We start from the raw sequence: 13,988 nt of genomic DNA, 5'->3' as shown, positions 1-13,988 counted from the left end.
TTAATAGACTGAAATAAATTGCTTTTTTAGTAAATTAAAACAATGATTAACCGAATTTGCTGAAAATTTAAGATGCAAGACCGCACCAGGATGCTGACAAGCGAAGAGACCGAAGAACTCCTGAAAGAGTCCTTCGAGCATCTCACTGAAGGCAGGTTCAGAATCGCTCTGCAGACAGCGCAGAGAGTTTTTGATGCCCGCCCGGGAGATTTTCGTGCAGCTATCTGCCTTGCCTGGGCACACCTCGAAAATAACGAGCCAAATCTGGCTCTTGAAAACGCTGACATCGCGGTTAATCTTGGCGGCGAATATCCGCAGACCCGGTTATACCGCGGTTTTATTTTAATGCGTATCGGGATATTTCAGGGCGCTATTGCTGATCTGGATGTGGTAATTGCAAAGGGGGCTCAGCCGCTGGCCTGGGCTCATCACCTCAAAGCGAAGGCCCTTGCGGGTATGGGTAAATATCCTGAGGCACTTGAAGAATTTGAATTAGCGATAAAAGAGGATAAAGGGAATAATAAGTTTTACCCTAAGCTGCGTGAGTGGTTCAGAAATGCAGCTAACGGCGGCGCTGCCGCCCAGCCTCAGAGGACTACTTTCCTGAATAAACTGGTAAAAAAGGAAAATGAAGGTCCTGATACGCAGCTCATGGATGAAGCTCTGGAAGCTTTTAAGATGAAAGAGTACTGGTACTGCGGCTGGGCAATCAGGAAGATTCTGCAGGATCAGTCACTGGTCACCATCCATAAAAAAGCAAAACTGCTCGAACTGGAAACTATGATTGCCCTCTTCCAGCTCCGGCCTGCAATCCTTAAAGCACAAAGTTATAAGGATGAATTTGAGGGAGAGGAAAAATTCACGGCAATATATAACAAACTGCTTAACCTCGAAAACCGCCAGGCTGCTAAGGAGACTACCGAAACAGAACCAGCGGCTCCGAAAAGTGATAATGTGAAATCACTTAGTCTTTCAGAGGAGACAAAGGATGATTTCAAGACCGTTCGTGAAGAGCACCGCAACCTTAAGATCATTGATCTGAGAAAACTTGACAATGATTCAGCGCCCGCTGCATCTGCTCAGGATATGCGCTCAGGCAAAAGTTCTATTCTTACTCTAAAGAAACGTACAGATTTCGAACGGGGTGACTCGGCAATTGTCACTGCCCTTTATGCTAAAATGTTTGATATGAGCAGAGATCTGCAAACCGGTGAGCGTATTTATATGCTTCAGTTCGCGGAAAACCGTGCTCAATATATAGGCGTTGAAGTGATTATCCTGAACCCCTATTATAATGTAAAAGACGCTGTGCTAAACGGCACCGCGGTCTGGTACATGGGCAATGAAGAAGCAGGACATCATGACTTTGAAGTAGCAGTTGACAGAGAATGGAAAAATATCGTCTTTGTTGAGAGCTGGGGAACAGATTCCCCCGGATACTGGCAGAGAGGTCAGGCACGTGTCGAGATATATCTTCATGATCAGAAAGTATGTGAGCGCTGGTTCCTTGTTGGTATCAGTGATATACCAAATACGGAAGAAATAGACGTTAACCAGATTGAGGCAGAACTTGCTAAGAAAGCCTCGGTTCATAAGACCGGTGAAAAGCCAAAAGACTCCCCTGCCGTTCCGGAAGGCGAAGAATCACTGGTTGATCTGCTTGCTCAGTTGGACAGCTTTACCGGTTTAAAATCCGTTAAGCAGTCAATGCGTGACTTTGTTGACTATCTTGAATTTATCAGGGAGAGAAAAAAATCCGGACTTAAAACTGCAGGTAATTTATCTGTCAACTCGGTATTCCTCGGTAACCCCGGAACCGGTAAAACAACAATTGCAAGAGTGCTTGGCAAAATCTTTAAGGCGATGGGCATTCTTGAAAAAGGACACATAATTGAAGTAGACCGTGGTGCACTGGTTGGTCAGTATATAGGTGAAACAGCACAGAAAACAGAAAAAATTATTGAAGACTCAATGGGCGGGCTGCTCTTTATTGACGAAGCATATACACTCGTCAAAAAAGGAGGCAGCGGACAGGATTTCGGCCAGGAGGCAATTGATACACTCCTGAAAAAGATGGAAGACAAAGCCGGCCAGTTTGCGGTAATTGCAGCCGGTTATCCGGATGAAATGAATGACTTCCTTTCATCAAACCCCGGAATGAAATCCCGGTTCACTCATTTCTTTGATTTTGAAGATTACAATCCGGACGAACTGATCGAAATATTTAAGATCATGGCTGAAAAAGAAGAATATTCGGTTGAACTGGGCGCCGTTGATCTTTTGAAAAAACATTTTACCAATCTCTACAGAAAACGGGATAAAACTTTTGGTAACGCACGTCTTGTGCGGAACAGCTTTAATGACGCTAAAATGGCACTCAGTAAACGGTACTTAAAACTCCCTGAAAAGCTGAGAGATAAGAGCGCGCTGACTACCATCAAAGAGGAAGATATTGCTGAAATCCTGAAACACACTGCTAAAACAGAAGTGAAGGCAGGAGTTGATGAGGAAAATCTCACTAAATACCTTGCGCAGCTTAACGGACTTACAGGGCTCCCCACTGTGAAGAAAGAGATTAATGAGCTGGTAAAACTTGCGCGCTATTATGTGGAGCAGGGAGAAAGTATACAAAGCAGATTTGCCGATCACATTCTCTTCCTCGGAAATCCTGGTACCGGTAAAACCACCGTTGCAAGAATCGTGAGCCAGATATTCTCGGCGTTGGGTCTTCTCCCTAAAGGGCATCTCATTGAAGCAGACCGACAGCAGCTTGTAGCTTCCTACGTAGGTAAAACCGCAGAAAAAACTACTGAACTTATTAACCAGTCTATGGGAGGAACACTTTTTATAGATGAGGCATATACACTGGTTAAAGGCGGCGAAAATGATTTTGGCAAAGAAGCAATTGATACTCTGCTCAAAAGAATGGAAGATGACAGAGGCAAGTTTATCTGTATTGCAGCCGGATATACCGATGATATGCGAAAGTTCCTGGACAGCAATCCCGGACTGCAGTCAAGATTTACCAAGCAGATTCTCTTTGAGGATTATGCTCCTGATGAACTTATGGAAATAGCCCGCAGCATTTTTAAGAGCAAGGGGCTCACCATGAGTCCGGAAGCTGAAGAAGCCGTTAAGATTCATTTTAATGAACTCTACCGCCAGCGTGATAAAAATTTCGGTAATGCACGGCTGGTAAGAAATCTGGTTGATTCTACAGCAAGAAATCATTTGCTCAGAGTTGCAGATATACCAAAGGATGAGCGCACACCTGAAAATACCAGCGTTGTTCTTCCGGCAGATATATCAGGTATAGGTAAAAACAAACCCGAAGAGAAAAAAGTTGTTGCTGTAGAAGGCAATAAAGAACTGCTGGAAAAACATCTCGCGGAACTGAATGAACTGACCGGCCTAGACTCCGTTAAGAAATCAGTTGACAAACTTATTTCAGGCCTTAAAGTCGCAAAAATGCGGGAGGCCCGCGGACTTACCGTATTACGGAAAAATCTGCATGCGGCATTTCTTGGTAATCCGGGCACCGGTAAAACTACTGTAGCACGTCTTCTCAGCAAGGTATATAAGGAAATGGGGCTTCTTGAGAAAGGGCATCTTGTGGAAGTTGACCGGGCCGCGTTAGTTGCCGGTTATCAGGGCCAGACATCAGCAAAAACCGAAGAAGTAATTCAGAAAGCCCTTGGAGGCACACTCTTCATTGATGAAGCCTATACCCTGGCCCGCGGCGGAAATGACTTTGGTCAGGAAGCAATTGATACACTCCTGAAGAGAATGGAAGATTTTAAGGATTCGCTGGTTGTCATTGTTGCTGGATACACAAATGAAATGCAGGAGTTCCTGGATGCCAATCCCGGCATGAGAAGCCGTTTCACTAATTTCTTCGAGTTTGAAGATTACGATCCAAAACAAATGCTGAATATTGCAACCTCCATCGCCGTTAAGAGCGGATATAAACTTGATGAAGGAGCCTCCCGCTCTCTGCTGGTTTATTTCACTATGCTGTATAACGCAAGGGATAAGAACTTTGGCAACGCGCGAACCGTCAGGAATGTTCTCTATAAAGCGATAAGCAATCAGGAGGAACGGATTCTTACCGTGTCTAACCTTACCGATCAGGACCTCATAACCATTACATCTGAAGATGTAAGGGTTATAGAGGGATAAAATTTCTGCCGGAACCCTCTCCCGTTATCTTCTGTTAAGTTTTTATGCTTACACTACAAAATCTGAACAAAAGTTACGGTAATTTTACAGCACTGGACAAACTGAATCTGCAGATTAATCCGGGTGAGTTTTTTGGCTTTCTCGGCCCTAACGGTGCAGGCAAAACAACCACCATTAAACTGATTTCCGGCCTGCTCCGTCCAACTGCCGGAAAGATTTTTATTGACGGACATGACCTCGATTCAAAACCCGATGCAGCCAAATACCGGCTCGGATATATACCCGATCAGCCCTTTTTATATGAAAAACTTACTGGCCGTGAGTTCCTCTTTTTTTCAGGCGGTCTTTTCAATATCCCCCATCATGAATTGCAGGATCGCATTGAGCGTATAACGGAAACTCTCAGGATAGGCAGCTGGATCGACCGACGCACTGAAACCTATTCGCAGGGGATGAAACAAAGAATTTCAATTGCATCTTCAATTCTTCATAATCCGGGACTTGTTCTGGTTGACGAACCAATGGTAGGGCTGGATCCGCAAAGTGCAAAACTTGTGAAAGAAACCTTTCAGTCCCTGGTAGAAAATGGTTCATCAGTTCTTATGACAACCCATAGTCTGAATATCGCTGAAGAAGTCTGCACAAGAATAGGAATTCTTAAAGACGGAAAATTGATCTTTGATGGTCCCCGTGAAGCATTCAGAGATTTTCAGGAGAAGAATTTTCTTTCACTTGAAGAGTTCTTCCTCGAACTGGTTAAATGAATATTTTTCGTCATCTTTTCTTTTATAAATTTCTCTCTAACATAAGAGTCAGCAAAACTGATTTTACCCCCGCGGAAATTCTTAAAAATATAGCTCTTCTTGCCGTTTATGCTGGTTTTGCATCAGGCATGTATCTTTTTACGGAGAAGGTAATAATACTGCTTCTTGAGGATTACAGGATTGGTCTCTTCTTTTTTCACCGTTTTGCTGCAATCATACTGTTCATGGTTTTCCTTACGGTAAGTGCCGGGAATATTCTGGTGGGCTTTGCTACCTTTTACCGCTCAAGGGAAGTAAATTTTCTGCTCTCCAAGCCGGTATCCTTTAGGCATGTATTCTTAATCAAATTTATTGACAATTTCTTCTATTCTTCCGGCACGCTGTTTTTGATAATCTGCGCAGCACTGCTTGCTTATGGAAATTATTTTAAACAGTCGTTCGGATTTTATATAACAGTCCTGGGAGGATTGATACTCCCCTTTCTGCTTCTTGCGGGTATTCTTGGAGTTCTGATTCTCTTCCTTATCGTAAGGATTGCAGAAGCAATTGGTCCTAAAATAACCATCGGTATTATTGCAGCCGGATATATAGCCGTTACCGCTCTCTTTTTCAAATTGAATGATCCGGTGGAACTTGTTGCTCAGGCATCATATATTGAGGCGCGGCTGAGTTTATACCTCACTGCGCTTGATTCCGCGTATATTAAGATTTTCCCTGGTATCTGGGTCGCAGATGCACTCTACTGGATTCAGCGGGATCTTCATAATCTTGCCGCCTCATATATTGTGATAGTTATTTCGCTTACCGCCGCGTTTTTTATCGCTCTCATTTTAATTGCAGAAAAGTATTTTTACCGCAGTTATCAGACCGTGGCAGAACTATCTGCGGGAAAGAAGAATACAACGGTGAGTATTCCGGTCTGGAAGCCGGCTGACTCATATACTTCGCCGAAAACCGGAAGTCTGTTCAGAAAGGAATATCTGCTTTTCCTGCGGGAGCCGGTGCAGGTTCTTCATCTTGCATTGCTAATTTTTTTAATCATACTTTTTACCGGAAGCATTGGCGGACGGCCATTCAGAATGTTTCTCAGTTATGATCCCGGAACTCAGACGACTGTCTATCTGGTATTCTTGCTTTTCATTCAGTTTATGATTGTGACTCTGGCACTGCGGTTTATTTTTCCCCATTTAAGTCTTGAAGGTGAAACGTTGTGGCGGCTCCGGTCTGCTCCGGTTAATATATACAGATATGCCGGCTCCAAGTTTGCGGTACTCATAACAGGTATATTGCTTCTAAGTCTGGCTCTGACCCATTTTGCAAACAGAAGATTTGAAGGAGAATTATACTATTTTTCCCTTGCAGCTACCATAATTACCGCATTTACTGTTGCAGCCATAAACTTTGGAATGGGGGGCCTGTTCCCTCAGTTTAAGGAAAAGAATCCTATCCGCATTTCTTCTTCCTCCGGCGCATCAATTTCTTTTCTGATTTCAATGGGATATATTATGCTTGAACTTCTTCTGCTCGCGCCTAACATCCGGCATTATTTTCAGACTCAGGGACCAGGGGGAGGGATTTTTAACCAATCGGTAATTTTCAACACCACAGGCATATTCCTCTTTGTCTCTGTAACATTATCAGCCGCGGGTATCATTGCAGGATTACGGGCCTACAGAAGAGATATAGTCGTCTGAATTAGTCCAGAGAGAATTTCCTGATAATTTCAGTATGCTGAGGAAATTCTTTTATGAGATTCTCCCTGTGTGCCAGTTCAAAATCATCAAAATGAAAACCCGGGGCTACCGCACATCCAAACAGTGAAAATCCCTCACTGACAGCCGGTGTTGCAGCAAACCAATCCCCCTTATTGAAAATCACCTGCAACTTCTCGCCATTTGCAATATTTCTTCCCAAAATATACTGTTCGAGTTTTCCTGAAGGGCTAATAATAAAAATTGTGACAGCAGCCCCCTCATGAAAGTACCAGAGTTCATCACTCTTCAGCCGGTGAAATGCTGAGAACTGCCCGGATTTTAACAGAAAATAGATGGAAGTCATGTAATTTCTCTCCGTCCCGGTGTTCTCCGGAATAAAACTGTCCACAGAGCGGTAAACCTCCCTGAAATATCCCCCTTCCGGATGAGGAATTAATCCCAGTTCTTTTATAAAAAGATCAGCATTGCTATTTTGCATCCTACTTCATTTTCACTATTTAAGAATAAGCTCAATATAATCAACCAGATGAAATTTACATCTCTCATGCTCATGCTTTGCCTCATTTTGGGCAAGTCAGGATTTAGCGAACAACCTCAGGCACCCGTTAAAATAACCAAATCTCTTGCAGATTCCGTAATTTCTCTTGCCTTAACCGAATTAACCGGTTATAAACTGCTTGAGGAAATCTGCAAAATTGGTCCGCGTCTGAGCGGCTCTGACGAGTCCATAAAGGCTATTATGTTTGCAAAACAAAAAATGGAGCAGATGGGGCTTGATACTGTCTGGCTTCAAAAGACTATGGTGCCCCACTGGGTGAGAGGTACTGTAGAAGAAGCTTTTCTTTTAACAAAAGGTAAAAAGAAACAGAAACTGCGTATCGCCGCATTGGGTGGAAGTATTGCTACGCCGAAAAACGGCATCAGCGCGGAGGTTATTGAAGTTTCAAGTTATGAAGAACTTCAGGCAAGAGCGGCCGAGGTGAAGGGTAAAATTGTATTTTATAATGTCCATTTTGATCATAGTCTTGTAAATACCTTCGCGGGTTACGGTAAAGCAGTCCGGTTCCGTTCAACAGGAGCAATCGAAGCAGCAAAATACGGTGCGGTCGGGGCTATACTTCGCTCAATCACGACAAGAAATGATAATACTCCGCATGTCGGCATGATCCGGTATGATTCAACGGTGGCTAAAATTCCTTTTGTGGCAATTGGAATACAGGATGCAAATCTGCTGAGCGAAAGTATATCCCGTGATGCAGACTCAAAAATCCATTTACGTCTTAATTGCGAAACAAGATCCGATATTGAGTCGTACAACCTGATTGGTGAAATTAAGGGACGTGTCTTTCCTGAAGAAGTAGTGATCGTCAGCGGACATTATGATTCCTGGGATCAGGGAGACGGCGCACATGATGATGCTGCAGGCTGCGCCCAGAGCCTGGAAGCTTTATATATCGTTAAAAAACTGCAAATCCGTCCCATGCGAACACTGCGCTGTATATTCTATATGAATGAAGAAAATGGCGTTCGCGGAGCAAAAACCTATGCAGATTATGCCCACTCAGCATCGGAAAAGCATTATGCGGCAATTGAATCTGACCGGGGCGCGTTTACACCACGGGGATTTAGTGTTGATGCTGATTCAGCTACTATTGCATATATGCAGAAATGGCTTCCTCTCCTGAACAGAACAGGAATAGAATGGATCAGAAAAGGAGGGAGCGGCGTTGATATTTCATTTCTTAAAAATACCCGCGCTCTTATCGGATATGTTCCTGACGATCAAAGATACTTTGATTATCATCATTCCGCCAATGATGTTTTCAAGGAAGTAAATCCGAGGGAATTTGCGCTTGGCAGCGCGGCTATTACGATTTTAACTCTTTTACTCAGTGAAGAAGGTTTTGAATAGAAAAGGATAATCAGCCGGATATTTCAGGAATATACATCCGGCTGATTACCATATCCGCTTCACTGATCAGTCTTTCCGCATAAATACGCGCAATAGAATTTCATACACATATTTCGGACATGTTCGCTGTCGTCGAAGTGAGCTGCCTGTCTTACGGCAAATACACCCCGGGAATCACCTATTTTTATTAATGCAAGAGCAGCAGCAATTCTTGATTCTTCATTTTCTGCCTCATGGAGCATTTCCATCAGCGGAATAACTGAACGGACGGATTTATATTCAGCGAGGAACTGTGCTGAACTTACCATCAGTCCCATATTACCTGAAGCAATACCATTCAGAAGACTTTTAACAATCACATCTTTCTGTGCTGCTGAAACACTGCCTGAAGGGCTGCCGGCATGGAGAAAACCTGTTGTGAGAAGAAGGAATAACAGGAGAAACGGAAGCGTGAAATTTTTCATTTCTTGACCTCTTTTAATGTTGATAATCTGCATCACTAAATTAGAAATTCCGTTTAACTCAAATAATTTATTGGTATTTCCGGAAATATTCAGGGACAGGGGGGTATTATTCATGACTATCAGCAAATCACAATATAATGATCCCGATTATGTACCTCAGATGTTTGTTGCTTGCAATAACCTGCTTCTCTGGTTATTTTAAATCCATAAAATTCCCGGTTTATGAAATGAAATTATTCCCGCTTTTGTGCGTTTTTTTACTCTGTAATATTGGGCATTATGCTCAATCCCCCTCACCTCTGAAGGAAGTCAGGGCTGTCTGGGTAGCATCAGTGACCAATATTGACTGGCCGACAAGCAAAAATCTGACTCCGGCGCAGCAAAGAAGCGAGTTTATAACGCTTCTTGACCGTCACAAACAGAATGGAATTAACACAATTATCGCTCAAATCCGTCCTACTTGCGATGCATTTTACATCAGCAGTATTGAACCCTGGAGCGAATGGCTGACAGGAACCCAGGGCACACCTCCTAATCCCCTTTACGATCCCCTTACCTTTATGATAGAGGAGGCACATAAAAGGGGGATGGAACTGCATGCGTGGGTTAATCCTTACCGTGCGGTTCTCAATAAGAATACCAGCAGTGTTCATAGTTCGCATGTCAGCAAGAGAAAACCACAGTGGGTTAAAGAATACGGTGTATATAAATGGCTTGATCCGGGAAATCCTGAGGTAATGGATTATGTTACTTCGGTTATAATGGATGTTGTCAGAAGGTATGATATTGACGGAATTCATTTTGACGATTATTTCTATCCCTATCCGCAGACAAATGTAACTTTCGAAGATGATTCTACTTTCATCCTGTATCCAAGAGGATTCACCAACAAAGATGACTGGAGAAGAAACAACGTAAATATGCTGGTAAAGATGGTTCATGACAGTATTAAATCTGTAAAGAAGCATGTCAAATTCGGAATAAGTCCTTTTGGCATCTGGAGAAATCAGTCCACTGATCCAAACGGATCAGCCACCAGCGGATTCCAGAGCTATGACCAGGTTTTTGCCGATTCCAGAAAATGGATTCAGGAAGGATGGGTTGACTACATTAATCCTCAAATTTACTGGAATATCGGTTTTCCGCCGGCAAGATTTGAGGTTCTCACACCCTGGTGGAATAATAATGCTTATGAGCGACAGGTATTTGTTGGGCACGCAGCATACAAAATTGGCAACGGCTCTCAGGACACAACCTGGCTTAACCCGACTCAGATGGGTAATCAGATTCGTCTCATACGAACTTATGAAAATGTTAAAGGAAGTGTATTCTTCAGTTCAAAATCCATTACAAATAATCTTCTTGGAGTTCAGGATTCACTGAGGAACGATTTATATAAATATCCTTCCCTTATTCCTCCTATGCCGTGGCTGGATTCCGTTCCTTCCCTGCCTCCTGTGCCGGGAGAGTTTACCGTTACTCCCCTTTCCGTAAGAGTAACCTGGTCTCATCCTCCTGCTGCATCAGACGGTGATCTTCCTTTCCGGTATATATTGTACAAATATACTGGTACCGCGCATCCTGACAGCATTGCTAATTACCAGAGGAAAGCTGAAGACATTGTAGCAATTATCCGGAAGGAAGCTACTTCCTATACTCACGCAACGGTTATTGATTCAGCAAATCCGTTTATATACCTGATAACATCCGCTGACCGCTTGTGGAATGAAAGCGCTCCCGAAATCATACCAATTTTTCCGGTTGTTTCAGCGAATGATGAGTTAACCGTCACTGATTTTTCTTTGCAGGCCTTCCCTAATCCTTTTAATCCGGTTACGACAGTTACTTTAACAATACCTGAAAAAGATATCGTTTCACTGGATTTATTCGATATGATTGGAAGGAAAGTACGGGTGATTCAGGAAAGCGGCCAGATGGAAGCAGGAAAGCACACTTTCCAGATACATGCAGCGGGGCTTGCCAGCGGAACCTATTTGCTCAGAGCCGCCGGCAGTAAATCTTATAAGTCACTTAAGATTATATTGCTGAAGTAAAACGTGCAGAGAAACTAACTCCAGAAGGATACAATATCCTGAAGAGTCTCCCTTTTACGAAGTACTTCAACCTCTTCTGATAAGGGATGATACCCGATCACAAGTGGTATCTGCCTGCTGTTGTACCGGGACCACGCACTCAGATTGTAAGCGCCGGCATCATGAATTATAAGATAATCGCCTTCTTCCGCCTCAGGCAGTATCACATTCCGTTCAATAATATCACCGGCAAAACATAAAGGCCCGGCAATCATATATGACTGCTTTTTTCCTCCGGACTTAATTGTACCGCTTGCATCCATCAATGCTATTTCGTGATGCCAGTCATCAGGATGATAGCTTTTTCTCAGGAAAAGATCAGCTCCCGCGTGATTCATAATTATTCTGGCATCAGTAAAATTCTTAACATACTCGATCCTGGTTATCACTGTCCCGGCATTCGCGTATAAATAGCGTCCGAATTCAGTGATTAAACGGTACTTTCCTGAAAAAAGTACAGGCACTTCTTTTCTCAGCAGTTCGGTGTAATTTTCCAATGTAACCGGCTTGTGCTGATGGTGATACCCAACAGGCAGTCCCCCGCCCAGATCAAAATGTGTAATTCTTTGTTGTTTGTTCTTAAACTGAGGATCATTATTAACTTCCTCCGCAAAATCTGCCGCCTTCTTAACTCCCTGAACCAGCATTTCCAGAGGACAACCCTGAGATCCGATATGGAGATGTATGCCATTTAAGAACGAAAATTTTAGATAGTACTCTTTCAACTTTTCCCGCTCCTGCAGAGGGATGCCAAATTTTGAAATCTGACCTGCAACACTTGTTGAAGAAATAGCCCCCATACCAACCTGAGGATTAACCCGCACACCCACTCCCGCTTTAATAGGAAATTCTTCTGCCAAGGCCGCTACCCTGTCTATCTCAGCAAAGGAATCAGTATTAAGGTATATTCCCATCCCAAGAGCATGTCTGATTTCCTGAATGGTTTTAGCCGGTGAATCAAAAACAATCTTTGATGCGGGTGCACCTGCGCTTTCTGACAGAGCAAGTTCTCCTCTGCTGGCGGCTTCGAGTCCAAATCCCTGGTCAATTGCCTTTTGAAGGATCCGGACTAAAGGATTTGCCTTTACTGCTGCAGTATGCAAAGAGCCGGAAGGAAAGGCGTTATGAACTGATTCCATCCGTTCACTTATCATTGCTAGATCATAGAGAATAATGAGCGTATCATCCTCTGAAATCATTCCCGCCTGCTGCTTCAGCCGTTGAAAAATCTTTGAGACTTCCTGAGGGGGTGTATATATTTTCACAATACCGGTTAAAAATTATTTAAGCTGTCGGATCAGGATTCAGCTGCTGCCTGCTCCATAAGTTTTGATGATTCTTCCTTTCCAAGATACCGGTCAATTACACCATGAATGATATATAACAGAGGGGTGAGCGCCACGGCAACGATAAATTTATAAAGATAATTCATGACACCTATCGCCAGAACGAGCGAGAGATTCCAGTCAGCACCTATATAGAACGCAACAAAAAGAACCACAAAAGAATCAATAAATTGGGAGACAAGTGTTGAGCCGGTAGCCCTCAGCCAGATCTTTCCTTCACCGGTTTTTCTCCGCAGAATATGAAATACGATTACATCAACCAGCTGGCCAATAAGAAAGGCAATGAGAGATCCGATAATAATCCAGAGCCCCTGCCCAAAAATTGCCCTGAACGCTGCATCCATATCCGGTACACCTTTTGTTTCTCCGGTGCCAATCCAGAAATCAGCCGGCTGAATGGCTATTGAGAAATAGATCATAACGTATGCATACGAAATTAGTCCTGCAGCAGTATAGGACATCAAACGTACCCCTTTTTTTCCGAAATACTCATTTATGATGTCCGTCATGATGAAAACCACCGGCCAGAGCAGCACTCCGGCAGTAAGATTAAATGAAAGGTTTTCAACACCGAAGAATGAGAAAGAAAAAGGCGGGATACCAAGCGTCTTTTCAAGAGAGAATATCTTAACCCCGACAAACTCAGCAAGAAGTGCGTTTGCAACGAAAAAAGCGCCCAGGAGGTAAAACAGGCGCACCGATTTTTGGTTCATTTGCTGTCCTTATTTCATATTTTCTTGGACAACAAGATACTGATTACATAAATTCCCTGACATAATTCACGAGATCATCTATCATGAATTCGTCAATTGTGAAGGTTACATAGTCTGCAAAATTATTCAGAATGACCAGAGAATTAATGCTGGTATCCTTATCTTCCAGATCAGCAATTTTCCGGGATACATTCAGGTTAAGATGACGTATATCCTCGTAAATCTTAACTAAGCCCTCCATTTCCCAATCCGGTCCTCCTCCCTTCTTTGCCTTCACATACTGAGCAAGCAAATAGATAGAAAGAGCCCTTACCTGGGTTTCTTCGAGTGTAGCAAATGGTAAATGAAAATGAAGCATGGGTTTTAATTTACCCATAACCGGGCATCCTGAACTAACCATACGAATCCCCATCATGCTGCTTACACCGCTCTGCAGTGAAGTTTTTTTATGATAGCTGCGATGCGCTGACTGAACCAGAACTTCAGCATTTTCAAATGAGGGGAGATCATGGAATTCGTTAATAATATCAACAATATTCACCGCAACCGGGCAATATTTTACCACTGCCTCATCAAGAGGACAATGCTCACAGCGGAAGTTTTTAAGCAGAGCCCAATCAGGTATCTCTTTCATATCCGGAAGGATATAGCTTAAATCATCCCTTCTGAGCCGCAGGATAAATTTCTTTTCCTTGCCATTTTCGAAGCGGAAAAGATAATTAAACTGAATGATATCTGTCTTTTGCTTTTTACCCAAACCCGAGACAATTTTGTTAGTAATGGTAAAATAAGGAAAAGCTGA

10 protein-coding genes are annotated in these 13,988 nt (G+C 43.1%); 5 read left to right on the top strand and 5 right to left on the bottom strand.

The genetic code is table 11. From position 1 onward, the window contains the following. Positions 1–72: 72 nt before the first annotated feature. The 3 genes from HRU80_09415 to HRU80_09405 are packed head-to-tail and all read left to right on the top strand — an operon-like array spanning position 73 to position 6,637. Positions 73–4,179: an AAA family ATPase gene (locus HRU80_09415; GenBank protein QOJ29089.1), complete on the top strand. Its 4,107-nt coding sequence runs from the start codon at positions 73–75 to the stop codon at positions 4,177–4,179. Between the two features lie 44 nt (positions 4,180–4,223). Next, positions 4,224–4,943, top strand: coding sequence for an ABC transporter ATP-binding protein (locus tag HRU80_09410; protein QOJ29088.1), 720 nt, complete (start codon positions 4,224–4,226; stop codon positions 4,941–4,943). After that, positions 4,940–6,637, top strand: a complete 1,698-nt coding sequence (locus tag HRU80_09405) for a hypothetical protein (GenBank protein ID QOJ29087.1) — start codon at positions 4,940–4,942, stop codon at positions 6,635–6,637. Before HRU80_09410 ends, HRU80_09405 begins: the two co-directional genes overlap by 4 nt. A gap of 1 nt (position 6,638) precedes the next feature. Here the strand turns inward: HRU80_09405 and HRU80_09400 are convergent, their stop codons facing one another. Continuing rightward, on the bottom strand, positions 6,639–7,136 hold the full coding sequence (locus tag HRU80_09400) for a cupin domain-containing protein (protein ID QOJ29086.1): 498 nt from the start codon (positions 7,134–7,136) through the stop codon (positions 6,639–6,641). Positions 7,137–7,202: 66 nt separating this feature from the next. On the opposite strand from HRU80_09400, the gene HRU80_09395 reads away from it, so the two are divergent. Continuing rightward, on the top strand, positions 7,203–8,570 hold the full coding sequence (locus tag HRU80_09395) for a M20/M25/M40 family metallo-hydrolase (protein QOJ30506.1): 1,368 nt from the start codon (positions 7,203–7,205) through the stop codon (positions 8,568–8,570). A gap of 59 nt (positions 8,571–8,629) precedes the next feature. On the opposite strand, the gene HRU80_09390 is transcribed toward HRU80_09395, so the two are convergent. Further along, positions 8,630–9,034 (bottom strand): HEAT repeat domain-containing protein, encoded by a 405-nt coding sequence (locus HRU80_09390; GenBank protein ID QOJ29085.1) that lies wholly within the window; start codon positions 9,032–9,034, stop codon positions 8,630–8,632. Between the two features lie 227 nt (positions 9,035–9,261). On the opposite strand from HRU80_09390, the gene HRU80_09385 reads away from it, so the two are divergent. Continuing rightward, positions 9,262–11,088: a family 10 glycosylhydrolase gene (locus HRU80_09385; GenBank protein ID QOJ29084.1), complete on the top strand. Its 1,827-nt coding sequence runs from the start codon at positions 9,262–9,264 to the stop codon at positions 11,086–11,088. 14 nt (positions 11,089–11,102) lie between these two features. On the opposite strand, the gene HRU80_09380 is transcribed toward HRU80_09385, so the two are convergent. Genes HRU80_09380 through HRU80_09370 form a run of 3 tightly spaced genes read right to left on the bottom strand, consistent with a single transcriptional unit; the run spans position 11,103 to position 13,943 of the window. Continuing rightward, positions 11,103–12,392, bottom strand: a complete 1,290-nt coding sequence (locus HRU80_09380) for a diaminopimelate decarboxylase (protein QOJ29083.1) — start codon at positions 12,390–12,392, stop codon at positions 11,103–11,105. Positions 12,393–12,424: 32 nt separating this feature from the next. After that, on the bottom strand, positions 12,425–13,186 hold the full coding sequence (locus HRU80_09375; protein QOJ29082.1) for a queuosine precursor transporter: 762 nt from the start codon (positions 13,184–13,186) through the stop codon (positions 12,425–12,427). Positions 13,187–13,229: 43 nt separating this feature from the next. Next, the gene (locus HRU80_09370; GenBank protein QOJ29081.1) at positions 13,230–13,943 is read right to left on the bottom strand and encodes a hypothetical protein; all 714 of its coding nucleotides are present in this window, start codon (positions 13,941–13,943) and stop codon (positions 13,230–13,232) included. Positions 13,944–13,988: the final 45 nt, after the last annotated feature.

It is taken from the genome of Ignavibacteriales bacterium (genome assembly GCA_015709675.1).
Taxonomy (GTDB): Bacteria; Bacteroidota; Ignavibacteria; order Ignavibacteriales; family Ignavibacteriaceae; genus H2-BAC3.
Note: the sequence above shows the minus strand (reverse complement) of the source record. Positions and strands in the feature narration are given on the sequence as shown.